Raw genomic sequence first — 25,409 nt, forward strand, 5'->3', positions numbered from 1 at the left:
CTTTGCCACAATTTGTACCACATTTGTTTTGCAAAAGCGTTTTCAACACCCATATAAAGAAAATGTATGTTTAATAACGAATGTGGATGTTTCGAAGCTTCTCAAAGAAACGTTCTAAAAATAAAAACCGCAAGAAAGAGTCGGAAAACTATGAAAGATATTGCAACCACGACACAGACAATTGCACTTGTCGATGACGATCGCAACATTCTGACATCAGTGTCGATAGCCCTGGAATCGGAAGGCTACCGTGTCGAGACCTATACAGATGGCGCTTCGGCCCTTGAAGGCTTGATGGCGCGTCCGCCCAATCTTGCTATCTTCGATATCAAGATGCCCCGTATGGACGGTATGGAATTGTTGCGGCGCTTACGACAGAAATCGGATTTGCCGGTGATCTTTCTTACCTCGAAGGATGACGAGATCGACGAGCTTTTCGGTTTGAAAATGGGTGCTGACGATTTCATTACCAAGCCGTTTTCACAACGCCTTCTTGTCGAGCGTGTCAAGGCGGTTCTAAGGCGTGCGGCAGCGCGCGGTGAACCTGCTAAAGCCAATGCGCAGGCCGCAACCTCTATTGAACGCGGCGACCTTGTTATGGATCAAGAGCGTCATACGTGTACATGGAAAGGCGAACCGGTTATTCTGACAGTGACCGAGTTTCTTATTTTACAAGCGCTTGCCCAGCGCCCCGGCGTTGTCAAAAGTCGTGATTCGCTGATGGATGCTGCCTATGACGATCAGGTCTATGTTGATGATCGCACCATTGACAGCCATATCAAAAGGCTGCGTAAAAAGTTCAAACAGGTTGATAACGATTTTGAAATGATTGAAACTCTTTACGGAGTTGGCTACCGGTTTCGCGAGGTATAAAGCAGGTAATAAAGTGTAACGATTATCCCGCTCATCAAAGCCGGTTATTTGGTGAATAGCGGGATAGGTCAGTTTTTTAACAGTCGGCAAAACCATATGTTCTGGCATATGGTTTTGTTCTGAAAGGTGCGGGCGACCGGATGGTTTCCGAGGAAGCAACAGCGGGCACAGAGGAAAAGACGAAAAAGGGGCAACATTCCCGCAAGACAACCCGTTTCGGGCGCTTGCGCAGGCGTGGCCACTATCTTTTCGAACAACTTCTCTTTTCAAGTCTGACACGCCGTATAGTTATTCTCAACCTTGCAGCTCTTTGTGTGCTCGTTGCCGGCATTATGTATCTCAACCAGTTTCGGGACGGTTTGATCGATGCCAAGATCGAATCATTGCGCACGCAAGGCAAGATTATTGCCGGTGCCATTGCCGCTTCGGCAACGGTTGACACCAATTCAATTCTGATTGATCCGGAAAAACTCATGGAGTTGCAAGCCGGACAGAGTATCACTCCGAAAGCGGAATCGACAGATAATTGGGATTTTCCGATTAATCCGGAACGTGTTGCGCCACTATTGCGCAATGTCATTTCGCCGGAGACAACACGTGCCCGTATTTACGATCGGGATGCCAACCTGCTTCTTGATTCAATGGTGCTCTATTCAAGTGGTCAGGTTTTAAGTTATAACCTTCCTCCTATTGCTGAAGATAAGCCCGGTCTTATCGAACGGTTCAGAAACTGGCTCACCAACACGATTTACGGCAATGATATAGCTGTTGACAAAGACCAGCTTGGTGGAAACGGTGCTGTCTATCCGGAAGTTGTCAAAGCTATGAACGGAATTCTGGCAACAGCCCAAAGGCGGAATTCACAAGGCGAGTTGGTTGTTTCTGTCGCTGTTCCGGTGCAGCGTTATCATTCTGTGGTTGGCGTTTTATTATTGTCGACAGCCGGATCCGATATCGACAATATTGTCACGGCGGAGCGGCTCGCAATTTTTAAAGTTTTTGCGGTGGTTGCGGCTGTGCTTCTCGTTCTCTCGCTGTTTCTTGCCTATACGATCGCCAATCCCTTGCGCAAATTGTCGGCTGCGGCCGATCGTGTCCGTCATGGCACCAACAAGCGCGTTGAAATTCCGGATTTTTCGGACAGGCAAGATGAAGTCGGGCATTTGTCAACATCAATCCGCGATATGACCGATGCGCTCTATACACGTATCGAGGCGATTGAACAATTTGCAGCCGACGTCAGCCATGAATTGAAAAATCCGCTAACGTCGCTCAGAAGTGCGGTGGAAACCTTGCCGCTTGCCAAAACGCATGAAGCGCGCGAACGGCTTTTTGATATTATCCAGCAGGATGTGCGCCGCCTTGATCGTCTCATTACCGATATTTCGGACGCATCACGCCTTGACGCGGAACTTGCGCGCGAGACATCCGACAAGGTGGACATGGTTGCTATGCTTGAAAATATTGTGAGAGCCTCGCGAGAGGTTCGTCGCAACAAGGTTTCGGCAACAATCGAACTCGATATAAAGCCGCGCAGTGGCGGTAAAAAATATATTGTTGCCGGTCATGATCTGCGGCTTGGCCAAGTCGTTTCCAATTTGATCGAAAATGCCCGCTCGTTTATTCCGCATGAAAACGGGAAGATAAAACTTGCCATGCATGCGGAAGGTTCTAAACTCGTATTGACGGTCGAAGATAACGGACCCGGAATCCGTGCCGAAAAGATAGACCGGATTTTCGAACGTTTTTATACTGATCGGCCAGGTGCTGAATCCTTCGGGAAAAATTCGGGCCTCGGGCTTTCGATCAGCCGCCAGATTATCGAAGCCCATAATGGTACTTTGACAGCAGAGAATATCTATTCCGACAAGGAACCGGATAAAAAGCTAGGTGCCCGTTTCATCATTGTTTTACCGCTCGAAAAATAGCAATTTGCTTTTAAAACAAGGAAGAATCTGTGTCTGAAAGCGTCGAACACTCCCTCACACTTCACGCAAACTGTTTAATCCTCGGTAATAAAGGCGTTTTGCTTAAAGGTGCGTCGGCTTCCGGTAAATCGGCGCTTACTCTGGCACTTGTTGAGCGTGCATCATCGGCCGGAAATTATGCTTGCCTCGTCAGTGATGACTATACGGAATTATTTCTAAAGCAGAAAAAACTCTATGGGCGGGCACCAGAAACACTCCGCGGTGGTATTGAGATCAGAGGGGCGGGCTTATATCGCATGGCGTTCGAGCCTGAAGTGGTAATCAACTTTGTTGTGAGCTTATCGAAAGAGGCGAAACGTTATCCCGAGGATGATAAAATAACTTATTGTGGCATTGAACTACCACTTTATGTTCTTCCTGATTTGAATACTGCTGACAGCTTGACAATTTGTCAGGCTATCGAAGCATTTGCTTTCAAAAAACCTTGGCAAAGACCGGATTCGCCTGTCAAATCATGTTGAAAAACAATATTTTTTTATATAGTGCGAAAATTTTTCTTGGCACAGAAGAAAACCCCTGCCAGAATATAAAACCCACTGTTGAGTGCCAAGGAACAAGACCGGTGGGACGCTGGTGACAGGAGCATTGTGAATGATCGGACTCGTGCTTGTAACGCACGGCAGATTGGCTGAAGAGTTTTTGCATGCGGTAGAGCATGTTGTAGGTCCTCAGGAGAAATTTGCCACTGTGTGTATTGGCCCTGAAGATGATATGGATCAACGTCGTAAGGATATTGTTGCAGCCGTCGGTTCGGTCGATGATGGACAGGGCGTCATTATCCTTACCGATATGTTCGGGGGCACACCGTCCAATCTCGCCATTTCAATCATGCAGGAAGGCAAGATCGAGGTGATCGCCGGTGTCAATTTGCCAATGCTTATCAAACTCACCTCGGTGCGACAATCGAATGATATCGAATTGGTTGACGCTTTGAAAGCTGCACAGGATGCCGGACGCAAATATATCAATGTTCCCAGTATGTTGTTGTCAGATGAATAGATAATGGGTTCTGTGCGGGAAAATGGACAGCTCCTTTAAACGACAATTGGTTATTTCTAACAAACGTGGTCTCCATGCTCGTGCATCGGCAAAGTTTGTACAAACTGTCGACGGTTTTGACGCTGTTGTCGAAGTGGAAAAAGATGGTCAGACCGTTGGTGGCAATTCGATTATGGGGCTGATGATGTTGGCAGCCTCGCAAGGGAGCACCATAGACGTGACAACACATGGGCAACAGGCAGCAGAAGTGCTTGATGCCTTGGAAAAACTTGTAAACGACAAGTTTGGCGAAGAAAGCTGAAATCCTGCTAAATTTTGTTATGGATCACTTGTGTCCTGACAATTCATTACAGTTCTCGACGTTTTGACGCCGTATAACGCATTAAAAACAGCTTTTATCAGGGCTCCGTTTCATCTCTCCCGTTATCCGCACCGGAAATTGTGTTGACCGGCGAACACGTTTATTTTTTAAAAATATTCCGGTTTTTTGTATGACCTTATTGGCAATCTTGTTCTGTTTGAAAACGTGTCTTTCATCAACAAGTTACACCGTTTTGTAAGGCGGGTTAAGAAAGTCCGGTTGTGAAGTTTGAAGAACGTCAATAAATATAATCCTGCTCGGAGCCAACAGAGATAATTTTTAGAGCCCGATCATTCAATTTGACTTTAAAAAGATTAAATGACCACAAGGCTTACGAGTGCTCGCCGGTGTTTAATTGCCACTTTCGGAGTGCTTGCACTAAAATGACAAGGTTTAAAAAACCTGCCAATAGTTGCGGAATTTGAGAAGGTAGACATATGCTTCTTCATTCGATTGACGTTATCGGGACTTTTGTGTTTGCATTAAGCGGTACCAGTGCCGGTATAAGGCGCGGTTTTGATTTTTTTGGCGTATTTGTAGTCGCAATGGCCACTGCCTGCGGTGGCGGTATCATGCGTGACCTTTGTTTGGGAGCAACGCCACCGGTAGGCCTCACCAATATCGAATATTTTATTGCAATAATAGGTGCAGTCTTGCTCGGCATTTTTTGTCAGGGATTGATTATCAGGATGGAAAAACCAACTCTTTGGCTTGATGCTTTGGGGCTTGGTTTTTTTGCTGCTTTCGGTTCGGATAAAGCTTATCAGGTAACAGATAACATCCAGATAGCAATCATTCTCGGCTGTGCAAGCGCTGTTGGTGGTGGATGCGTACGCGACATTCTGACCGGTCGCACGCCGATCATCTTCAGTAAAGAAATTTATGCAAGCGCCTCTATTGTCGGTTCCGCCATCGTTCTTTTGGGCTCGGCGCGGCTTATCTCTCCGGTTATTGCAATCTGGACGGCAATTGCGGTTTGCACCTTTATCCGCATTATCTCTATCCATTATCAGATCAATCTTCCTCCCATTACACTGAAAACGCCAAATCGTCCGAAATAGTGCGGTAACGCTTGAGGATATCGCTACTTGACGTTTGTTGACAGCCGGCTTTCTTCAGTTCATCTTTTGATTAGAAAATATGAAAGGAAAAACAGTAATGGAAGAAATCCGTTCAACACAAGTTGTACTCGCGTCCCGCCCACATGGAGTGCCTGTCAAAGAAAATTTTGCATTCGAAACAGTGAAGCTTCCGGAGCCGAAGAGTGGCGAAGTGTTGATAAAGATTCTTTATCTTTCATTGGATCCCTATATGCGTCAGCGTATGTCGGATGAGCCTTCCTATGATGAGCCGGTTGCGATCGGTGATGTTATGATCGGTGGCACTGTGGGGGAAGTCGTCAGCTCGAACCACAAAGATTTCAAGAAAGGCGATAAGGTTTTATCGGCAAGTGGCTGGCAAAGTTACAGCATTGAAAAAGGTGAAAAGCTGAAAAAACTCGACAATTTTGACGCGCCATTATCAACTGCTTTGGGTATTCTTGGTATGCCGGGTTTCACTGCCTATGCCGGAATGCGCAATATTGGTAAACCGAAAAAGGGCGAGACAGTGGTTGTTGCAGCAGCAACCGGAACTGTCGGGTCCATGGTTGGGCAACTCGCAAAAATCGCAGGTGCCAAGGCAGTCGGCATTGCTGGCGGGCCGGAAAAATGTTCCTTTGGTCGTGATGTGCTGGGATTTGATGTCATGCTTGACCATAGAAACACCGATTTTGCCGAACGCCTCGCCAAGGCCTGTCCGGAAGGTATTGACGTTTATTATGAAAATGTCGGCGGCAAGGTATGGGACGCAGTGTTTCCCCTTTTAAATCCTTTTGCCCGTATACCTGTTTGCGGTTTGATTGCCCAATATAACGGCATCAAGAATACGGGCCACGAAGTTGATCGCGTACCGCAATTGATGAGAGCGATCCTTATAAAAAGTTTGCTTGTTCGCGGTTTTATCGAACGGGAATTCGAACAGCAAAGACCCGAATTCATTGTTCAGGCACAAGAATGGTTGAAAAAGGGGCACCTTAAATATCGTGAAGATATTACCGAAGGTTTGGAAAATGCACCTGAAGCTTTTATCGGCCTTCTTCAGGGTAAAAATTTCGGTAAAGTCATCATCCGCTTATAGTGGTGCTCTAAGCTTGATAATGGTGCTGGCAAACAGCACCATTATTCGAGGACTTTTCAAAGGCTTTTCGAAGAGTTCTCAATAAAAACCTATCGGAAAATAACGTAGATAAAGTTCCGTGAGTTTTCCTTTGCGTTCCAGCGATTTCAATGCGTAATTTAGTGCGTCAACCAGTTGCGGATTATCTTTCTGAACTGCAATTCTAAGGCCACTTTGTAAGAATTGTGGAGCAATATAGGCATCTCCTACGAAGCGACAACAATTTTCCGATCGGGGATCGTTCAACCATTGCGAAAATCCCATTCCATCGCCGAATGCAAGATCAATGGTTTTGGCTTTTAACGCCGCCCGCAAGCTTTCATCATTGTCGAACGGTTGCCATTTGACATCGGGGAAATAGGCGGCAAAAAGGGCTTCATGAGCACTTTTATGGACAATGCCTATTTTGTATTTTTTCAAGTCTTTTTCGACAGGCTCGGTGAGCGCAATATTTCCCGAACTTACAAAGCGTGCCGGAAACCTCAGATAACTCTGCGTAAAAATCAGGCTTTTGGTGGTCTCCGGTGTTTCATTCATACCGGCAATAATCGCTTCACCCTGATGATTGTTCATATGTGAAACAAGTTCATCCCACGGTAGAGCTTCTACCTCACAAACCTGTTGCAGCTTCAGTTCCGTACAGATAGCTCGTAAGAGATCGATATTATATCCTGAAAGCCTTCCGGTTCGATCAACAAAATTGAACGGCGGAAAATCGACAGTGGTCAGGAATCGAAGTCTCGAAAGAGTGCCGAGATTGGGGTGGTTCAATCGTTCCTGTGCATCGAAAAAATGCGGTAGCACAGATGCTTCGTCCGCCTTTCCCGTTGCCGGCAAAAAGGTGCAGAACGAAAAGAAAACCCACGCGGTAAACGATATTTTACGAAAAAGCATAACATTTATCCGCTTAACACAAATGGTATGAAATCGACAATAAAAAGAACAGGCACGTGTTCTATTCATGCCTGTCCGGTTTGTTTATTCAGATAAGATTTTCGCTGGCATGACGCAAAAATTCCGGTCCTGTGCCAATAATTTTTTCGTCTTCCGGACCGATTGCCGAAATATTACGGTCGGCATAGGGAATAGACAAAAGTACACGGCGGATTACCGCAAGTCGTGCCCGCCTTTTATCGTTGGATTTAACAATAGTCCAAGGAGCCATGGCCGAATGGGTGCGTTCAATCATGCGGTCGGCAGCCTTGCCATAATCATCCCAAAGGGTAATTCCGGCTTCATCCATTTTGGAAAATTTCCAGTGTTTCAGCGGGCTATGGCGGCGTTCATGGAAACGTTTCAATTGCATTTCCTGCCCGATATCGAGCCAGATTTTGAAAAATCTTATGCCATCCGAAACAATCAGTTTTTCAAAAGTCGGTGCTTCGGCAAGAAATGTTTCAACTTGGGCGGGGCTCGCAAATTTCATCACCGATTCAACACCTGCGCGGTTATACCACGAACGGTCGAATGTGACGAATTCGCCATGGGTCGGAAAATGACGCACATAGCGCTGGAAGTACCACTGACCGCTTTCGGTTTCATCAGGTTTCGGCAAAGCGACATTGCGCGCAGTACGAGGGTTCATATATTGGCGAAGTGTAAAAATTGTACCACCTTTACCGGCGGCATCACGCCCTTCGAACAAAGCGACAACTCTTTCACCGGTTTCAAGCAGCCAGGATTGAAGTTTGACAAGCTCGATTTGCAGGTCCTGCAATGTTTCTTCATATTCCTTACGCGGCATTTTTTTGTCGTAAGGATAGTTTCCCGATGTCAAAGCGTTTTTCTGGATCCACTCGGGAAGTTTCGGTTCGTTAATATCAAAAACGCGTTTTTTCCCCGCAACCGTAAGTTTGATACCGACTTCATCTTTGTCATGTTTTGTTTGGTCTGATTTTTTTGATTTTTGAGCCACAATAATTCCCTTATCAATAAAACAACCGCTTTCATAAACACAGTCAAAAAGCCAATTATTGAAACCGGTTGAAAGCTATGTTCAAAATAAAATCCCTCTGAGTGCAATGTGCCAGGCACAAAAATACTACCCAATAAAATGACTATAAAACTTCATCTTCAAAAAAGAAAATGGCTTTTCGGTTCTTTTGTTGAAAAAGTTAAGACGGTTTTTTCAAATCATCAAATGACATGGAAAAAAGTTAAAAATTCAAACCGGATGAAGAGGCCAATGACCTTTCCGGTCTGTTGTCCGGTTTTCCGAATTTTTCAACTTGTCATACTTGAATCTTAAAACGGCGCGCTCAAAAAAACGGATTTGGATGGTCGGATAGATTTTTTAATTGGAATAGATTGGAGACGCGGTTTTTGCCCTTATCAAAACCGCATCTGTCGGGAATTTGTATCGTCAAATGTGGCTGTTCGGATGCGTTTTTATGGACGCTTCACTGTAGCTTAAAAGGCAAGAACATATTTATGAATATTTTATAGCTTTGCTCAAGCTTGCAATGTGAGAGGCGACGATAAACACACCGCGTCAATCGATTTTTTTTGAGCACTGCTTTAAATTTTAATCGGGCTTTCGAACTTCGCCTTCGACCGTTCCTAATAATCTACTTTTGTCAGATAAAGTCCGGATGGCGGAGCAACCATACCGCAACGCTGGCGATCTTTGGCATTCAATGCATCTTCAAGATCATCTGCACTCCAGCGACCGACGCCAACTTCCATCAAGCTTCCGGCAAAAGAGCGTATCTGGTTATGAAGAAACGAACGGGCGCTTGCATAAATATGAATTTCTTCGCCGATACGTTCAACATCAAGCTGGTCGAGGGTTTTTACCGGGCTTTTGGCTTGGCATTCGCTGGAGCGGAAAGTGGTGAAGTCATGAAGTCCCAAAAGTCGTTTTGCCGCTTCGTCCATTTTTTCGGCATCAAGTTTTTTGGGCACCCACCAGACGCGGTTTGCTTTGAGGACCGCCGGTGCTCTTCTATTCAAAATAATGAAGTGATAGTGGCGCTTTCGTGCAGAAAAACGCGCATCGAAATCGGCATCTGCTTCTTCCGATTGCAAGATAGCGACATTTTCTTTGTTAAGGGTCAAATGCGCGTTAATGGCATCCCGTAAACGGTCGGCTCGAATATTTTTTTCAAGGTCGACATGAGCAACCTGACCTGTCGCATGGACACCGGCATCGGTACGACCTGCACCGAAAATTGTCACTTTTTCACCTGAAAACGCAAAAACGGCTTCTTCAATGGCAGCTTGAACGGTTCTTAAGCCATCCTGTCTTTGCCAACCGCAATAATTTGTCCCGTCATATTCAATTGTTAATTTGAAACGCGCCATATTAATAGACTTTGGTTACATGAAAACCATGCAAGAAAGTTTCAGCATCCATGGCCTTGCCACCGGCTTTTTGTAGCCGTGTAATTTGCAAACGACCTTCGCCACAATGGATTGTCAAAGTTTCAGGGTCGACATGACCAGCACCAAGGGAAGAACCTTCAACAAGTTTTGCTTTTAATAACTTGACGCGTTCCTGTTTGCCGGAAATTTCCATCTCGCACCAGCTTCCCGGAAAAGGCGATAGCCCGCATATACGTTTTTGTAGCTCTTTTGCCGGTTTCGACCAGTCAATGCGGGTTTCATCCTTGGTGATTTTTTTTGCATAAGTTGCCCCTTCCGATTTCTGGGGGGTCAGTGTCAGATCACCTTGTTCAAGCTTCTCCATGGCTTCCACCATGAGAGGGGCGGCAATTTTTTCCAACTCGTCATAAAGTTCGCCTGCGGTCATATCGGGGGCAATGTCGATTGACTTTGAAAGTGCGATAGGGCCGGTATCAAGGCCTTCATCCATTTTCATAATCATCATACCGGTTGTTTTATCACCGGCCATAATTGCCCGCTGGATGGGAGCCGCACCACGCCAACGTGGCAACAGTGAAGCGTGACCATTAAAACAGCCAAAACGCGGAGCATCAAGAATAGCTTTTGGCAATAAAAGCCCGTAAGCCACGACAATTGCCGCATCCAAATTGAATGATGAAAAACGTTCCTGCTCATGCCGGTCTTTCAAGCTTTTCGGAGTAAAAACCGGAATTCCCAATTTTTCGGCTGCCGAGGCAACCGGTGTGGGGGTAAGCTCCAATCCGCGCCGGCCTGCCGGTCGTGGTGGCTGGCTATAGACAGCCACAATCTCGTGGCCTGCCTGATGAAGTGCTTCAAGGACGGGAACCGAAAATTCCGGCGTTCCCATAAAGGCAAGCCGCAACGGCATTATAATCGTGCTCCGCTTTGTGCTTTTTCTTTGGCCAGTTTTTTAAATTTGCGAATGACCATATCACGTTTCAGTCTGGATATATGGTCTATAAACAGAACACCATTGAGGTGGTCAATTTCGTGTTGCAAACAGGTTGCGAGCAATCCGTCTGCCTCAATTTCACTCTCTTTTCCCTCGCGATCAAGATAGCTTACGCGTACACGTTTCGGCCGCTCGACTTCTGCGTAATACTCGGGAATGGAAAGGCACCCTTCCTCATAAACATTCGGTTCGTCGGAGCGCCACAAAATTTGTGGATTGATAAAGACCCGAGGTTCTTTGGGCTCGTCTTTACCGGCAACATCAATCACCAACAGGCGTAACGGTTCTCCGATCTGGATTGCTGCCAGTCCGATGCCGGGGGCTTCATACATTGTCTCCAGCATATCATCGGCCAGTTTTTGCAACGGTTGATCAACGCGCTCGATCGGTTTTGAAACCTTGCGCAGAATAGGATCGGGAAGAATAACTAATGGTTTTATTGACATAAAGAAGAGGTAATCAATCACATTTCATACGTCAATGTGATAATGTTGATTTTCGCAGCCTTTTGATCGCTTTGTGACCGGAAAACCGCTAATCTTGAAAAATGTTTGATTCGTCTTCACATTCTTTAATCACAATTGCAGGTTTCGCTTTTAATCTGATGGATTGCATGCTTCTGATCCTTGCTGCCATTCTCGTTATTTTGGTTATTACGATTATTGGCGGTAACCGCCGTCGTTCGATTCTTGCAACTCAGGTTGCAGAGCGGGCGAGAGACGCCGAAATCCACATGAACGAGCTTTTGAAAACACAAGCCGAAATGCAAGGGCGCATGCAAACAATGGCCGAGATATTCGGTCGTCGGCAGGCCGAACTCAACCAGTCGATTCGTGAACAATTGACCGGCATGAGCAATAATCTTGGCCAGACAATCAATGCACAGACAAAATCGACGCACGAAAATCTTGCCAGATTACAGGAAAGACTGGCAATTATTGATACGGCGCAAAACAATATCCAGTCGCTTGCTGGCCAAGTTGTCCAGTTACAAGCGATTTTGAGCAACAAGCAAACCCGCGGTGCATTCGGGCAGGGCAGAATGGAAGCCATTATTTCCGATGCGTTGCCACCCAATGCTTATGCTTTTCAAGCAACGCTTTCCAATGGCACACGGCCGGATTGTCTGGTTTTTATGCCAAATCATGCCCCGTCATTGGTTATTGACGCAAAATTTCCGCTGGAAGCCTGGAATAATATGCGCGAGGCACCGACGCCTCAGGAAAAACAGGCTGCCGAACGCCAGTTCCAGACCGATATGGATACGCATATAAAAGCGATTTCCGGAAAATATATCATTCCCGGAGAAACGCAGGATACAGCTTTCATGTTTGTACCTTCCGAATCTATCTTTGCGACAATCCACGAAGATTTTGAAGGAATCGTACAAAAAGCCAATCGTGCGCGTGTCATCATTGTTTCACCATCTCTTCTCATGTTATCAATTCAGGTGGTGCAAGCCATTATGAAAGATGCCCGTATGCGCGAACAGGCGCATTTGATACAAACCGAAGTTGGCCGCTTGATGGAAGAGGTTGTGCGGCTTGATGATCGGGTAACCAAATTGCAAGGTCACTTTAAAAATGCTTGCAAAGATGTGGACGAAATTCTTACGACCACCGGAAAAATCAAAAACCGTGGAGACCGTATTGAACAACTCGATTTGAAAGAACCGGAAAAAACCAATAGGCCATCTACAGAGCCTGCTCAGCAATTGGGGCTCGATATTCAAAAATAGCTTTATCATCTTTCACGGCAATGTAGCCAAGCAAGCTGCCAGAACTTCATCAAGAGAACTGCCAGAATTCAAAAATCAACATAGAGAGTTATTTCGCCCCATTCGGCGCCGACATATCAACAGTGGCATCTATAGCGGCATATTAAAAGGTTGCATGAACATGAAAAGGTTGCGGCATAGACAACGAAATCTCTGCCGCAACCTTGTATTTATTCACGAACGCCGGATGAAAGTGTTACCAGCGGTAACCAACGCCCACTTTACCGGAAATTTCATCCCGTTTGCCGGCAACGCCTTTAACACCAGCATTGGCAACCCAGCCTTGCATACCCTGATTTTGCTCGTATTTGCCGCCAACTTCAAAGACGGCACTTGCCCCGCTGAAGTCAGGCTTGTCAACGCGATAGCTGTCGAGTTTGCCTTCGATCTCGCCATCAAGTTCCTGTTCCCAGGCGGCACCTGCATAAAGCTTTGCTTCTTGCGTTACTTTATGGTCGACACGTGCTCCCAAATGTGTGCGCACGGAGTTCGCACTGTCGAAGCCTAAATGTTCGTCAGCTTTCGTTACGGTGCTAAAATCTTCAATTCGTGTCCACAATAAACGGCCGTTCAAAGTAAGTTTGTTGTCAGGCGAAATTTCGAGTTCTTTACCACCGCCAATATGGAAACCGTAATAATTCGAGCTTTTATCGTCGAAGCGGCCATTCACGATGTCGCTGCTCTTGAAATCCCGTTTGACACGTCCACCGCGTCCCGACCCGTCGATAAACCAGCCATTATCCCAGGTTTGTTTCGCGTAAAGACCGGCACCCGTGTAGCTGAAGTCACCTTTTCCATGAATGCTTTGATGATAGGTATCATAGTCGCCGTCTCCATGCTCGACAAAGACAGTCGCAAGAAGATTGCCTTGATCTTCATGATAACGGATACCGGCGCCGCCCATCAAATGATAACCGTCATTCTTGATGTGGCTTCCGGTTTCTACTTTTTGTCTGAAACCGCTACCTTGTAAAAAAGCTACCCCTTCAACAGTTTCGCCAAATTTTTTGACATCCATCGGCAAAACATAGTCATCAATTGATGCAATCTGGTCAGCACCATAATTAAGGGCATTAAGTGCGGCAGCATTACTTTGGAAATAAGCATTGGCTTTGGCACGGTTAATGGTTACTGCACCATGGTTGTCGGTATAGATGTTGCCTTTTCCGTCATCTTTTCCGATAAGGTCAGGCTTATTGTTGTCACCATTATTTTTGGCTTTATCTTGATTATTATTGCTGTCATTTTCACTACCGGCATTGTTTGCTAAATTGTCGTCACCGGTGTTGTTCTGGTTGTTTCCGGAATTATCGGCTTTATCGGTTCCCTCGCCGTTATTTTCGGTCGCCTTGTTTCCTTTGAGAGAAGCAACCAGATTTTCTCTCTCTGTGGCAATATCAAAGTTCCAATTTTTAGCGCCGTTCGAGACACTCGCTTCTGTGTTTTTAGAATTTCCAACAACATCACCTTCAATCAATCTGATCTGATCACCCGGGCTTAAACGGCGTAAATCGGTGCCGGCAAGTCTCAGCTCGACTGCGGCATTATTGATTGCAACTTTGCCATTACCCGTCATCCTCAATAAGGAATCGCCATTTTGAACGTTTTCAGGGAGATAGAAAATTAATTTTGAATTTGGATCTTTTGGATTTAAACCTAAAGTCAGATCGTTTGTAATCGAAAATTTTGCAGGATCTATAAAATCGCCAACGTTGATATTTTCGCTATCGGGGTCGTTGACTGGATTTCCGATTGTCAATGACGAAATAGAATATTCACCATTTCCTGTGATTGTGACTTTGCGACCCATCCCGATTTTCAAATTGCCTAATTTGACGCCATCGTCATCATTGTTGGTCCAGGCTTTGGTATTGGCCAGACTGATAATGGCATCGCCTTTTGTTGCGTCAAATTCCTCAATCCTGAATATGAGTTGTCCATCATTGCGTTCCAGATTTATCTTCGCTTCTTTGTCCGCACCTACGATAATTTTATCCGTCGTAAAACGAACATTACCCCCCTTACTTTTCTGATCACCGGAACCACCGGCACGGCCACTCGTAAGGCTCACAGTGTTATTAACCGTGACCGCTTGACCGGTGCCTTCCAAACGCACATCACCACCTTGACCGCCGATGCCAAAAGTACCCGTTGTGTTTTCCTGATCTTGTCCTGGTTCGCCACCGTTCCCGGCCTCAAGGATAATGTTTTCGATGGAAATATCCTTGGTGAAATTGGCGGTAATATCTGCTCCTTTGCCGCCTATATCGCCTTGATATTGTTGACCTGACGATATATCGCCAACGTTGAAGCCATCGAGCGCATTTTTCTGATCGTCAGTCAACGTGTTTTTTCCGGCTATCTTATCACTGTTGCTTGCATCGTCTGCACCACCAGCACCACCAGCGCCACCATTCTCGCCCGAACCTTGGCCACCATGACCGCGAATATCAGGCTTTTCCGCGCTAATAAGAGCACCTGCACCATAACCACCATTTCCGGTTAGCGACCCGCCACCGCCGCCGCCACCGGACAGATAAATCGATTGTGCCATAACCGGTTGGATAGCTGTCAGGGAAAAAATGCTAATTCCTAAACTTCCTGCGAGTGCCGTGGCTCCCAACCAATTGGAACGAAATTTTCGACTTAAGCAGTACATGAGAAATGACCTCGGAATGAATAAAATTGAGTTCAATTCTCTTTTTCAAGTCTAAACAAAAGGTTGCAATCGCCGCTCGTTAACACGTAAACGGGAGAAAACTTGAAATCATGGTTAATGAACATCTTAATAATCTGTTAAGAGGAGCATTATATCTTTACCAATTAAAAAGAGGTATTGATCATGAAGCGCATAGTGTTTCTCGTGGCGCTTGTAGCGGTGCTGGCCGGTTGTGCATCAAAGGCCCCCACACATACAAATAATGTTTGCGCCGTCTTTGACCAAAAGGATGGTTTCTTCAATAATTGGGAGAAATCGGCCAAAAAAGCTGAAAGCCGTTATGGCATTCCGATGCCGATTATCATGGCAACGATGAATACCGAATCGGGCTATAAGCATAATGCACGTCCTCCCAGAAAAAAATTGTTCGGGTTTATTCCATGGAAGCGGCGTTCTTCCGCCTATGGCTATTCGCAGGCTCTTGACGGGACCTGGGAACATTATATCCGTGCGACAGGCAACCGTGGAGCAAAGCGTACCAATTTTGCCGATGCAGCCGATTTTATTGGCTGGTATCATAGTCAAAGCGTAAGGCTGAATGGCATCAACCCGAATAACGCTTATGCTCTTTATCTTAATTATTATATGGGCCATAGCGCTTATGCCCGTACCGGCGGAAGAGCAAGCAGTGCTATTTTGTCAGCAGCCGAAAGAACAGACCAGATGGCTCGCCGTTATGACCAGCAATTGCGCCGTTGCGGGCGTCGTTAAATAACAAGTGCTGTTATCTGTAAAAACGGGATTTGGCCTATTGTTATAAAATCGGGTAAAAAATGGGCGCATGACCAAACAGGATCATGCGCCTTTTCTTTGTGCTTGACGCGGGAAAAACTTTCCCGGAATCATTTATATTTTTTCATTTCAAGTTTATGACGGGCAAGAGCTGCATTGCGATATGTATCAAGCTCGTTGATCAATTTATCCCGATTGGTTTCAAGCCGGAAATTGAAACCGGAAATCATCAATTTCTTTTTTGCCTTGTCATAATAGGAGCCGCCACGACATTTTGCATTTTCTTCAGGTAAAAATCTGTCGTCTATAACAAATTCCATACCGACAGCGATGTTCATCGAATTGCTTTTTGAAGAATTGATCTGGAAATCTGTTATTCCGCGCCATGGCACAGGCGTTTTGAATACGGTGGTTTCCAATCCTTCCGGCGCCAATACCATATAGGGAATACGGCGACGCATCATTGTGCGGATCAGAATGACAAATAACAAAAGAGCCAAGGCACCAAGAATGACAGTTGTCATCATCTTTCCTATTTGAAAATTCTGATAGGCAGTGCCAGTAAGCGCGATTCCCAATACCAGAAAGGCAAGAGGAATAAACACCCCACCTTCCCAAACTGTAATTCGGCCATTCGCCTCATTGATGATAGATTTAAGGCTTTTTTCATCATTGGGAAGTTTGACATCACTGATAAGATGGGTTTCTTCGAGTTTTTTGTCGGCCAATTTTTTCTCCCAATTTTTAAAGCTGGAATCTGCCCCTTAATTTTCGATTTTCAAACGACGTGTCAGCTATTATTTCCTGACAGTCATAAGACCGTTATAAAGCGGTCTCTTCATATTTACTATAATTTTGTTATACGCGCGGGTGCAATTCTAAAACGCTATCGTCATTTTTATTGCAACCGGAGACAAATAGTAACAATTGATGATGGTATCACTATATAAAGCGCAAAAGTGTTTTACGTCTTTGCCATCTTCGGGCTTTATGGTGAAACACAACCCGATAGGGGCAACGCAAGCGGCTTAACCCACTTGGCAAAGATTTTTAAAAGGGATGGTTTTTTAAAAGGCTTGGCCGTTTTATCCGGTTAACGGTGGGCTACTTTTTATAGTGAAAGAGATTGCAATGGACAAAATTTGACTTATCTGTCAATGCTCGTTTCTGAACTGCGATTCTTTAAATAATTCGGCTTCGTGAGACTGTTTTATGAACTGGTTTAAAGCGGTAAAAATGTCTGATCATATTGTCCTCATCGGCATGTTGTTAATGCTGTTGGGTGACTTCATGTTCGCGGCCAATGACGCCATGGGTAAATGGCTGGTTGCAACATTTTCGGTTGGTCAGGTTTTGATGTTGCGTTCAATTGGTGCATTCCTCATTCTGGGGCCGATGCTTACCACCGTCACCACACAAAATTTGTTCAAGCCCAAAAAACCGTTTCTTATTTTGCTGCGAGTGATTTTCGCTACAATGGACACGGGGCTGTTTTATGCTGCGGTCGCTTATTTGCCTCTTGCAGATGTCGTGACATTTTATATGGCAGGACCGATCTATGTCGCAGCCGTTTCGCACTTTTTCCTGAACGAGCGTATTGGCTGGCGTCGTTGGCTTGCAATCTTTGTGGGCTTTATCGGTGTTATCATTGCGCTTCGTCCTTCGTCGGCTATGCTTTCATGGCCATCAATCTTTGCGCTTCTCGGCAGTTTCGGATTTTCGATGGTTATCGTTTTGAGCCGTGTTTTAAAAGATGTCACCGATACTGTCCTTGTTACGTGGCAAACAATCGGTGCACTTCTTGTCGGACTGGTTTTGACAATCAATCATTGGGTCGAACCGACAATGTTGCAGTGGGGTGCTATGGCGCTTTTGGGCATTGTGTCTTGCTGTGGCCATCTTTTAATCGCCCGCTCGTTAAAACTTTCCCCTGCATCGGTTCTTGCTCCGTTGCAATATACACTTCTACTCTGGGGCATTATTTTCGGGATCGTATTTTTCAATAATTATCCCGATCGCTACATTATTATCGGGGCGGCGATCATTATTTTTGCGGGACTTTTTATTTTCCACCGCAAACAGGTGGTCGACCACAAAATCCCCAAAGAGGATATCGCCAGAATCAAACAGTGAAAGGCATATTATTTGTTTTAGAAAAGTGGTTTTCACCGGAACATTACTAAGATTTAATAAAGTTCAGACTAAAGGCTCTTTTTTTATCGAAATTTTGCCTTATTATAAGTTCAGTTAGTTACTTGTACAAACTTGTCATAAGGACATGTTATTTTATTCATTTGTAAAGGGAGTATTAAATTGAAAAAAATACTGCTTGCGTCAGTGTTTGCTTTGTCAATGCTTGCACCGGCTTTTATTTCTTCTGCCCTGGCTGCTCCAACACCGCCGCCAGCTCATGGTGAACATCAGCCAAAGCCGCCTCATCACAAGGGGCCGGAAGCCGAAGGCCCGAAGGGGCCAAGAGGGCCGGAACATTTCAAAGGACCACACGCAGGATTGCACATGGCCGAGAAACTTTCGGCAATGGAAACGGCTTTGGGAATTCGCTCGAACCAGTTGGATGCCTGGCGCAAATATACGTCCAGTCTTGTCGATTTGGTTGATGTTACGCCTCCGCCGCCGCCCGCTCCCGATGCAAAACCTGCTCCCGATGCTGTGAAACCTATTTTTGGTGAACCCATTGCCGATAGAGCGATTGATCGGGCGGAAAAAGCCAAAAAATTCAAAACAGCAGCCGAAGAACTACGCAAAGTATTGGACGCTGATCAATTGAACAAGTTGGAACGCTATGCGTTGCCACATCCGGGACCAAAAGACGGGCCTGAAGGTCCGAAAGGTTCGGATGCTCCGGAACCTCCGGCAGAACCACATCCGTAAGCGGTATGTCAGACATCGCTGCATTCTCAGTGATGAAACTTTATTAAAGCACTAAATTTACGCCCGGTCGAAAGACCGGGTTTTTTTATCCGAAAATGTGGTTTTATAATCAAAATAGCTGCGACTTCACAGATATGTAATAATTTATTAAACTATTTCAGTTTCTGCGCTTAATACCCTATATTTGCATCGGAACTCCGTTTTGGAACTTTTTGGTTGCGAGCGAGTTAAGCGTTTTAGGAAGGAACGTGAAAGATGAAATATCAAAGAACAGTTTTAACATCTTTGGCCTTTGCGGCCACAGCATTATTGTCTTTACAAACACAAGCCGGTGCAACCGGTTTGGTTTCGGGCACCCTCACTTGCGATAGCAAGGGCGGAATCGGGCAGTTTGTAAGTTCTTCAAAAGAACTCAATTGCGAGTTTATTCCGATAAGTGGACATTCGATCAATGATCATTATGTCGGTCGTATCGAAAATTATGGTCTTGATTTGGGTGTAACGGGACGCACAAAAATGACATGGTGGGTTCTTGCAACCTCCCCGAATGCCCACTCAAACGGTTCTCTTGCCGGTAATTATGGTGGTGTCGGTTCGAGCATCAGTCTTGCAGCCGGCGCTGGCAGCCAGCTTCTCGGATTTGGTCCGGCAAACGGACTTACACTTCAACCATTGAGCGTTGATGCCCATGAAGGTTTGAACCTCGCTCTTGGTGTGTCCAAGATGTCTTTGGCACCAGCCTATACACAGCAACATGTTGTCTACCATCATAAAAAAGCGGTAGTCCATCATAAGAAAGTTAATGCTCATCACAAAAAAGCCGTTTCTCAACATAAAAAGCACTAAAAAAGTACTGTTATAGAGAAGCTGCTGTTCAGTTGCTATTGAACTGGCAGACGGTAAAATGTGATCATCGACAAAGAAAAGAGTTGTCAATGACCACATATTTATAGAATTAAAATTCGCCTATTTATTTCCAAGCGGCCGGTAGAATTACCGGCCGCTTTTTCATGTCTCCACCTTCGCGCAAGTTTGGTCGTTTAAAAAGATATTATCGATGTTGCGAGGTGAATGGAAATGGTCAAACTTGATATCTATGATAATGATAATTTTGGTCATCCGGTCATTTATGATGACCTGGATCAGGAAAATGGCCGCCGTGACAAAAAGGAAAACGTTATTTGCCTGACTGCACTCTTCGTTTGTGTTCCGCTCTTTATTATTGCAGGACTATATGGTTTGTCGGATTTTATTGTTTATGTAAAAACCGGTGTCGGACATCTGACAACCTTGGCAGAAATGTTTATGCTTTCGCAAGGCACGGTTAGCGAGACAAGCTGGCTCGGTGAAATTCTGAATTCTCTACCTGTTTGTATTGTATTCTTTCTGCTCGGTATTTTTGTACCCTTCGCTATTTTGGAAGTCTTTTTCAAACTGGAAAAATGAATGTCTGATCAGCGCAATGAAGAAGGACAGTTGGCCATAACAAATCGTGCAGCTTGTTTAAGACCCGGCATATCGGAAAACTCGACATTAGCAATTCCATCCAGAGTTTCCGGAACATTTTCGCCTTTTAGATAAGGTACATCGACATGCCAGTCTTGCAATGACGTTTTAGGGAGTTCGATCGTATAGACCACACGCCCTTCCGAAAGGTTGACCTGCATCCGGTTAATATCAACAGACATTCCCCAAATTGTTAAAGTCGAGACAGTCTGCTGGTAATTCTGGAAGTTTTCAGCAGTAAACCGCGTTGGTCCGCTTATTTCCAGAAATGTTGTTTTATGGCTATCACAATAAAGCCGCGCTGATGTTTTTTTATCATTGCTTATTGCTATTGCAACAAGTGCATCTGCTGTCGGAGCGAGTTGCCATTTTCCGATAACATCGGGAGAAAAATCGATGTTATAAATCCGGATTTCCTCGGCAGAAAAAACATGAGAATTGGCATTATCCCAGTTTAAAAAGGCAATGAGGGGATCAAAACCCATCTCTTGTGAATAATCTGCTATATAAGCAATATCGGCCAGTTGTTGCTGACGTACACTGACCTCTTGACCGGAACTTGTTCCAGCCCCGTCGAGTGGCGGCCGGTAGGTCCGCAATTCCAGTTTTCCATTTCCGACATTACGCGCTCTCCCTCCCAGAAAAGCCCATAGACAGGCTTCCCGACATATTCCTTCGATTCGTTCAGACGTGCTTTTAATGGTGTTAGCCGCTAAACCGGAATTATTGTTTTCATTTCCTTCTTTTTCGGAATTTTGATCGGGAGATTTCTCTGGATTCTGGTTTTCGACCTTTATAACATTGACCGGTTTATCAATCGTCTCGGCAATGGTTGTATCGAAATTGTGTTTTCTGATTTCCCGTCCCAGTGCAATTGCAGCAAGAATATCTCCTCCATCAGAGTGAAATGAAACCAACAATCCGTTTTTTGTCGAGAGGGGGTCATCAAGCTTGTTTTCCTCAAGAAAATGAGTGAATTGGGATGGTGTATCGGAAACAATATTACCTTCCGCACTAATCCATCTGCATGTCGGACACTGACCGTCATCGACTTTTCGAAGTGTAAAGACCATCGGTCTGCCCGGCGGTTCGCTCATTGTGTTTTTTGTTGGCGACAGATTTTCGGATGCCTGATTATTTTCAACCGGTGTTGATCCGGAAGGAGTATCGGTTGCCTTGTCGTTATTTTGGTTCTCCTGACCAAAGGCGAGAGAGCACAAAGTAAGACACATAAAAACCGCAGCCACGACAGGTTTCATAAAGAACACTCCACCCGGAAATATTAATTTTCGGTTAATTTGTACCACTGGTACCGGTGTTCTGCAATGTGTCGGGCATATGAGTCGTGTGAATTGGGCTTTGATAAACAAAAATGCGGTCAAGTTTACAACTATACATAGTTTTGCCCGAAAATTTGTACCTTAAACGGTCAATTTCGGGAAATATCTCTAGTCTTTAGCCGGAATAGACATGACTTTGGCAATTGATAAACAGGATTGAATGTGGAAACACGTCGTCAACCGTTTTTGAGGGCATCCTGATTACGGCAATTTACGAGGGAAATTTGACGACCGGACAACCTGTTTACAAAGGCTTAGAATATAATAGCCGAAAGCCGAACAAGGGGCCAGAAGCAGCATTGACCAACCGACAAAGTCGAAGAAAATGCCGAAATTCACGCCGAGATAGCTCACCGGTAGAAATAGGCTACAGAAAGCGCAAATAAGCGCGGCCAAAAATATCGAATTGAAATCGATTTCACGTTTGATAAATGCGATGATTGCGACGCATCCGGCAAAAACAATACCGGCATCGAGATAAGCAAAGGAAAGATTTGCAGTAAAAAAAGAGGCAGGTGGAAAAGAAAAAAGCAATGCCCGCCATAAAATTGTTCCTGATTGCCAAAGAGGTGGGGCAGAAATAAAAAAGATGAAAAAAACGAATAAAGCGAAATAAACTCTGCTTCCAAGATGATAACGCGGATTTGGCCGAATTGTAGTTTTAAGACTTTTGCCGTTAAAAGGAACACCCGATAAACATAACAATCCTCCACCGATCACAGTGAGGCTGATAGCAGTTAAAAGATAAACGGCCAAAATATAAAGACCGGTTTGCTGCCAATCGGATTTGGAGACAAATATACTGTCGACAATCCAGAAACTTAATGAAATTGCGATTGTTACAGCAAAGAGCCAACGCCAGGTAAGCGTACCATAGAGACGTAATTTCCGGACACCACAAAAGATGGTAAGGCTTACAAGCATAAGTCCTGCAGTGTTTATTTTTCCGGATATGACCCCGCGAGCTCCAAGATAACTCAAATCATCCCCCACCATGACCCATAATGTGACGATGATATAAAGCACTGGTCCATAAATTGCATAAATAACGGTGAGCTTCATGGCATCAACAAGCCGCGCACGTTCTTCCTCTTTGTAGCGTCTGGTAAGGCCACTCATGTTCAGTATTATCCAGAACAATCCTCCGGCAAAAAACCAGGCGGCCATCCAATAGGGAAACGATTCATTGGAAATGCCGACAGACGAAAGTAACTGAGGAAAAGACAGCTTCATAATGCGAATGGTGCCATCGAAAAAAAGTGCCATCAAAACCGAGGTAATTAACGAAAATTTGAGTGAAATACTTCCCCAGCTTGCGCTTCTCAATCCCAAAATAAATGCAATCAGACAGGCAGTGATAAAACTTGGCAAGTAGATTTGATAAGGCCTGAAAAAGGCTATGGTTAGAGAAAAACCGAATGTCTTGAACCACCCGCCAAGAAGCAGGAAAAAAAATGACCATGCCGTGGGCAAAATGACGAGAGCTGCAAGAACGACAAGTATAGCTTGGAGAAAACGGGCCTGCAGAAAACCGACCGGCCTGAATTTTTTGTCGGTTTTTTCGCGTAGCAAGATAAATATCCTTTTCTCTGTTCCGGCAAAGCAGGAATAATATAACGTTATTTTAGAATTAAAATCACTTGGTTATAAAAAACAGTGCAGCGGTTTTAATGTTTACGAAACTCTACGCTCTTTTCAGGTTTTTCCTGAATTCGGCCTTGTCTGTTCAATTGAATTTGTCTGCTGCATTGACTGGGATTCATGCCGTTTTTTAGATAAAGCGGTTAAAGCCTGCAATATTATTGCTCGACCGGTTTATCAAGTCTGAAACCGGTTGCAAGAATCCAGCAAACCCAGCCGACAAATATCCATTGGATGAAACCATAAGAGAGCCTGCGAAGAATATCTTCACTTGTTATAGGCTCTATATTTGGCTCAGAAATAACAATCTGCGACATAACAATATAGAATATTTCCACGCATAAACTGACAAGAATGGTGCGCCAAATGGATGCTGAAAGTGACAGCCCCAGTCCCCGTGAGGGGGGAAGAGAACAAAATACACCGCTTAAAAATACCGAAGGCATGTAATAGGAATAACCCGATAAAAATCTCGGACGCACTTCGTTACCGAAAACATCAAAAATCTCTACGAGCAGATTTGTGCCGCCAACCCAATGATGAAGAAGATAAACTCCGGCAATTGTCTGCACGGCCGGCCCAAGCAACAGAAAAATTGTAATAATACCGAAGCCCCGCATGGGGTAGCTATAAAGGGGTGTTTTATTATGATTTGTCATAACGCTCACAAGTCATCGAATTGTGAGATGACTTTAGGTTTTCGTTTCGGTCTGTGCAAGCCAATAAATACAATAGACGAGATAGACAAAACAGATCGGTACAATGACATAAAGGAACGGTGTGAGCAAAACATAAACCAGAATAGAGCCGAGAGGCAGCGTAACGCGAGCGAGGTTAAGATAGAAAGCTATACCGGTTGCTGCAACGAGATAGATGACACCGGCATAGGTAATAACAAAAACGAGCGGCAGCTTTTTCAACTGGTAGAGATAGACTGTCGGAAAAATTGAAAAGATTGCGGCAAACAAAAGATTTTCAGCAAGAAACAGACCGAATGCCACAAAACTGTTGAAATTTTCCATTATCGCTAAAATGAAACGGTCATTGAAAAAACGGGAATATAGAAAATAGTTCGTCAGGCAACGACACGCAAATAATGCAAGTCCCCCGAAAAATGAAAAAATAACAAAAACTATGACTGCCTGCTTTCGCAAAATTATCCCCGTTGCACTAACATTCACAAGACAAATTATAAAACTTGTTTCATTCAATTCAATAAAATTCTCAAGAATGCTGATTGTTCTGATTTAATACGAGCTTATCGAACAATTGTTTAAAAAACGTAATTTAAATAAAATTATATGAACGATGAAAAATTTGTAAAAATTCGTTATTAGCAATAAAATTATCAATAATAATATACTGAAAATTTCTAATATAATAATATTAATAAAACATATTTTCTATTTTTTCATAAAAATATAGAAAATATAGTTTAGGAAAGTCTATAAAAAGATATTGTTGACAATTGTAAATTTTTTTATCAGATTAGAATTGTTCTGTTATCCAATCATGTGAATGATAATCAACAAAGCGAAAAATCGTCACGATGATAATCTTAAATATATTTTTACAAGATAACTGGTTTTCTTTTTGGATTTTTAAAAGTCGGGAATTTGAAAACGGGTAGGTTTTGATTACAGATCTTCGGGTATTATCTGTCGCGCCTTGTTCCCTCATCTATTTCTGAAGGAAAAATGTTGATGGTCGATAATACCCGATTTTTATGACGAAGGAGTTGACTTGAAAAACAAGTTTAATTCAAGCAAACGTCCTTTTGTAGATTATTGTAAGGTTACTGTCCTTAATTCCTGATCATTTGCACCTTCCAGAGCCTTGGCACGGACATCGGAAAGAATAATCGGTTCGCCACCGGCTCCGAATAAGGCCCATAAAGAAATGCCTGGTGTCATTGGTGGCATATTCGGAAATTTCTTACTTAATTCATCGGTACGAATTTTGCGCAGATAGGCGATTTCGCCCTCACCGAGCAAAGCAAATTCCTGCATGGACAAAGATTTTTCGTTTTTCATTTTCTTCTCCTGT

25 protein-coding genes are annotated in these 25,409 nt (G+C 44.4%); 13 read left to right on the top strand and 12 right to left on the bottom strand.

From position 1 onward, the window contains the following. Nucleotides 1-150: 150 nt before the first annotated feature. The 7 genes from H3S83_RS02055 to H3S83_RS02085 all read left to right on the top strand — a co-directional run bounded on the left by H3S83_RS02055 (nucleotide 151) and on the right by H3S83_RS02085 (nucleotide 6,399). The gene (locus H3S83_RS02055) at nucleotides 151-873 is read left to right on the top strand and encodes a response regulator transcription factor (RefSeq protein ID WP_198225445.1); all 723 of its coding nucleotides are present in this window, start codon (nucleotides 151-153) and stop codon (nucleotides 871-873) included. A gap of 140 nt (nucleotides 874-1,013) precedes the next feature. Continuing rightward, nucleotides 1,014-2,801 (top strand): sensor histidine kinase, encoded by a 1,788-nt coding sequence (locus H3S83_RS02060; RefSeq protein WP_198238774.1) that lies wholly within the window; start codon nucleotides 1,014-1,016, stop codon nucleotides 2,799-2,801. Nucleotides 2,802-2,830: 29 nt separating this feature from the next. Next, entirely contained in the window at nucleotides 2,831-3,322 is a 492-nt protein-coding gene (locus H3S83_RS02065) for an HPr kinase/phosphatase C-terminal domain-containing protein (protein WP_198238775.1), read from the top strand. Nucleotides 3,323-3,452: 130 nt separating this feature from the next. Continuing rightward, nucleotides 3,453-3,860 (top strand): PTS sugar transporter subunit IIA, encoded by a 408-nt coding sequence (locus tag H3S83_RS02070; RefSeq protein WP_077969909.1) that lies wholly within the window; start codon nucleotides 3,453-3,455, stop codon nucleotides 3,858-3,860. A gap of 22 nt (nucleotides 3,861-3,882) precedes the next feature. Further along, nucleotides 3,883-4,161, top strand: a complete 279-nt coding sequence (locus tag H3S83_RS02075) for an HPr family phosphocarrier protein (protein ID WP_198225441.1) — start codon at nucleotides 3,883-3,885, stop codon at nucleotides 4,159-4,161. A 497-nt stretch (nucleotides 4,162-4,658) separates the two neighbouring features. Continuing rightward, nucleotides 4,659-5,282, top strand: a complete 624-nt coding sequence (locus tag H3S83_RS02080) for a trimeric intracellular cation channel family protein (RefSeq protein WP_198238776.1) — start codon at nucleotides 4,659-4,661, stop codon at nucleotides 5,280-5,282. A gap of 97 nt (nucleotides 5,283-5,379) precedes the next feature. Continuing rightward, entirely contained in the window at nucleotides 5,380-6,399 is a 1,020-nt protein-coding gene (locus H3S83_RS02085) for an NADP-dependent oxidoreductase (protein WP_198238777.1), read from the top strand. Nucleotides 6,400-6,477: 78 nt separating this feature from the next. Here H3S83_RS02085 and H3S83_RS02090 read toward each other — a convergent pair whose 3' ends face one another. The 5 genes from H3S83_RS02090 to def form a co-directional block, all read right to left on the bottom strand. Further along, nucleotides 6,478-7,332, bottom strand: coding sequence for a transporter substrate-binding domain-containing protein (locus H3S83_RS02090; protein WP_198238778.1), 855 nt, complete (start codon nucleotides 7,330-7,332; stop codon nucleotides 6,478-6,480). Nucleotides 7,333-7,420: 88 nt separating this feature from the next. Then, nucleotides 7,421-8,353 (bottom strand): polyphosphate kinase 2, encoded by a 933-nt coding sequence (gene ppk2 / locus H3S83_RS02095; RefSeq protein ID WP_343211355.1) that lies wholly within the window; start codon nucleotides 8,351-8,353, stop codon nucleotides 7,421-7,423. A 644-nt stretch (nucleotides 8,354-8,997) separates the two neighbouring features. Then, nucleotides 8,998-9,741 (bottom strand): tRNA pseudouridine(38-40) synthase TruA, encoded by a 744-nt coding sequence (gene truA / locus H3S83_RS02100; protein ID WP_198225437.1) that lies wholly within the window; start codon nucleotides 9,739-9,741, stop codon nucleotides 8,998-9,000. Nucleotide 9,742: 1 nt separating this feature from the next. Further along, nucleotides 9,743-10,672 carry a methionyl-tRNA formyltransferase gene (gene fmt, locus H3S83_RS02105; protein WP_198238779.1) on the bottom strand — a complete coding sequence of 310 codons (930 nt, stop codon included), beginning with the start codon at nucleotides 10,670-10,672 and terminating at the stop codon, nucleotides 9,743-9,745. Next, nucleotides 10,672-11,202: a peptide deformylase gene (def, locus tag H3S83_RS02110; protein WP_198238780.1), complete on the bottom strand. Its 531-nt coding sequence runs from the start codon at nucleotides 11,200-11,202 to the stop codon at nucleotides 10,672-10,674. The genes fmt and def overlap by 1 nt, the downstream gene beginning before the upstream one ends. Nucleotides 11,203-11,303: 101 nt before the next feature. On the opposite strand from def, the gene H3S83_RS02115 reads away from it, so the two are divergent. Further along, nucleotides 11,304-12,494: a DNA recombination protein RmuC gene (locus H3S83_RS02115; RefSeq protein ID WP_198238781.1), complete on the top strand. Its 1,191-nt coding sequence runs from the start codon at nucleotides 11,304-11,306 to the stop codon at nucleotides 12,492-12,494. A 235-nt stretch (nucleotides 12,495-12,729) separates the two neighbouring features. On the opposite strand, the gene H3S83_RS02120 is transcribed toward H3S83_RS02115, so the two are convergent. Then, entirely contained in the window at nucleotides 12,730-15,192 is a 2,463-nt protein-coding gene (locus H3S83_RS02120; RefSeq protein ID WP_198238782.1) for an autotransporter outer membrane beta-barrel domain-containing protein, read from the bottom strand. Between the two features lie 183 nt (nucleotides 15,193-15,375). On the opposite strand from H3S83_RS02120, the gene H3S83_RS02125 reads away from it, so the two are divergent. Then, a complete protein-coding gene (locus H3S83_RS02125) occupies nucleotides 15,376-15,963 on the top strand; it encodes a hypothetical protein (RefSeq protein WP_077969920.1) in 588 nt (195 codons plus the stop codon). A gap of 131 nt (nucleotides 15,964-16,094) precedes the next feature. On the opposite strand, the gene H3S83_RS02130 is transcribed toward H3S83_RS02125, so the two are convergent. Beyond that, a complete protein-coding gene (locus tag H3S83_RS02130; RefSeq protein ID WP_198238783.1) occupies nucleotides 16,095-16,712 on the bottom strand; it encodes a hypothetical protein in 618 nt (205 codons plus the stop codon). 484 nt (nucleotides 16,713-17,196) lie between these two features. Here H3S83_RS02130 and H3S83_RS02135 point away from each other — a divergent pair, with 484 nt between their 5' ends. The 4 genes from H3S83_RS02135 to H3S83_RS02150 all read left to right on the top strand — a co-directional run bounded on the left by H3S83_RS02135 (nucleotide 17,197) and on the right by H3S83_RS02150 (nucleotide 20,322). Next, a complete protein-coding gene (locus H3S83_RS02135) occupies nucleotides 17,197-18,117 on the top strand; it encodes a DMT family transporter (protein WP_077969924.1) in 921 nt (306 codons plus the stop codon). A gap of 180 nt (nucleotides 18,118-18,297) precedes the next feature. Next, complete coding sequence (locus H3S83_RS02140) at nucleotides 18,298-18,876, top strand: hypothetical protein (RefSeq protein WP_198238784.1); 579 nt, start codon at nucleotides 18,298-18,300, stop codon at nucleotides 18,874-18,876. A 255-nt stretch (nucleotides 18,877-19,131) separates the two neighbouring features. After that, a complete protein-coding gene (locus H3S83_RS02145; RefSeq protein ID WP_077969926.1) occupies nucleotides 19,132-19,722 on the top strand; it encodes a DUF992 domain-containing protein in 591 nt (196 codons plus the stop codon). A gap of 231 nt (nucleotides 19,723-19,953) precedes the next feature. After that, nucleotides 19,954-20,322: a hypothetical protein gene (locus tag H3S83_RS02150; RefSeq protein WP_198238785.1), complete on the top strand. Its 369-nt coding sequence runs from the start codon at nucleotides 19,954-19,956 to the stop codon at nucleotides 20,320-20,322. A gap of 8 nt (nucleotides 20,323-20,330) precedes the next feature. On the opposite strand, the gene H3S83_RS02155 is transcribed toward H3S83_RS02150, so the two are convergent. The 5 genes from H3S83_RS02155 to H3S83_RS02175 form a co-directional block, all read right to left on the bottom strand. Further along, a complete protein-coding gene (locus tag H3S83_RS02155; protein WP_198238786.1) occupies nucleotides 20,331-21,641 on the bottom strand; it encodes a hypothetical protein in 1,311 nt (436 codons plus the stop codon). A 282-nt stretch (nucleotides 21,642-21,923) separates the two neighbouring features. Next, nucleotides 21,924-23,294, bottom strand: a complete 1,371-nt coding sequence (locus tag H3S83_RS02160) for a hypothetical protein (protein WP_198237980.1) — start codon at nucleotides 23,292-23,294, stop codon at nucleotides 21,924-21,926. A gap of 227 nt (nucleotides 23,295-23,521) precedes the next feature. Next, nucleotides 23,522-24,022 (bottom strand): hypothetical protein, encoded by a 501-nt coding sequence (locus H3S83_RS02165; protein WP_077969932.1) that lies wholly within the window; start codon nucleotides 24,020-24,022, stop codon nucleotides 23,522-23,524. A 33-nt stretch (nucleotides 24,023-24,055) separates the two neighbouring features. Then, on the bottom strand, nucleotides 24,056-24,385 hold the full coding sequence (locus H3S83_RS02170; RefSeq protein WP_198238787.1) for a hypothetical protein: 330 nt from the start codon (nucleotides 24,383-24,385) through the stop codon (nucleotides 24,056-24,058). A 762-nt stretch (nucleotides 24,386-25,147) separates the two neighbouring features. Beyond that, nucleotides 25,148-25,396 (bottom strand): DUF1150 family protein, encoded by a 249-nt coding sequence (locus tag H3S83_RS02175; protein ID WP_077969936.1) that lies wholly within the window; start codon nucleotides 25,394-25,396, stop codon nucleotides 25,148-25,150. Nucleotides 25,397-25,409 lie beyond the last annotated feature (13 nt).

It is taken from the genome of Bartonella sp. W8122, assembly GCF_016102485.1.
GTDB lineage: Bacteria > Pseudomonadota > Alphaproteobacteria > Rhizobiales > Rhizobiaceae > Bartonella > Bartonella apihabitans.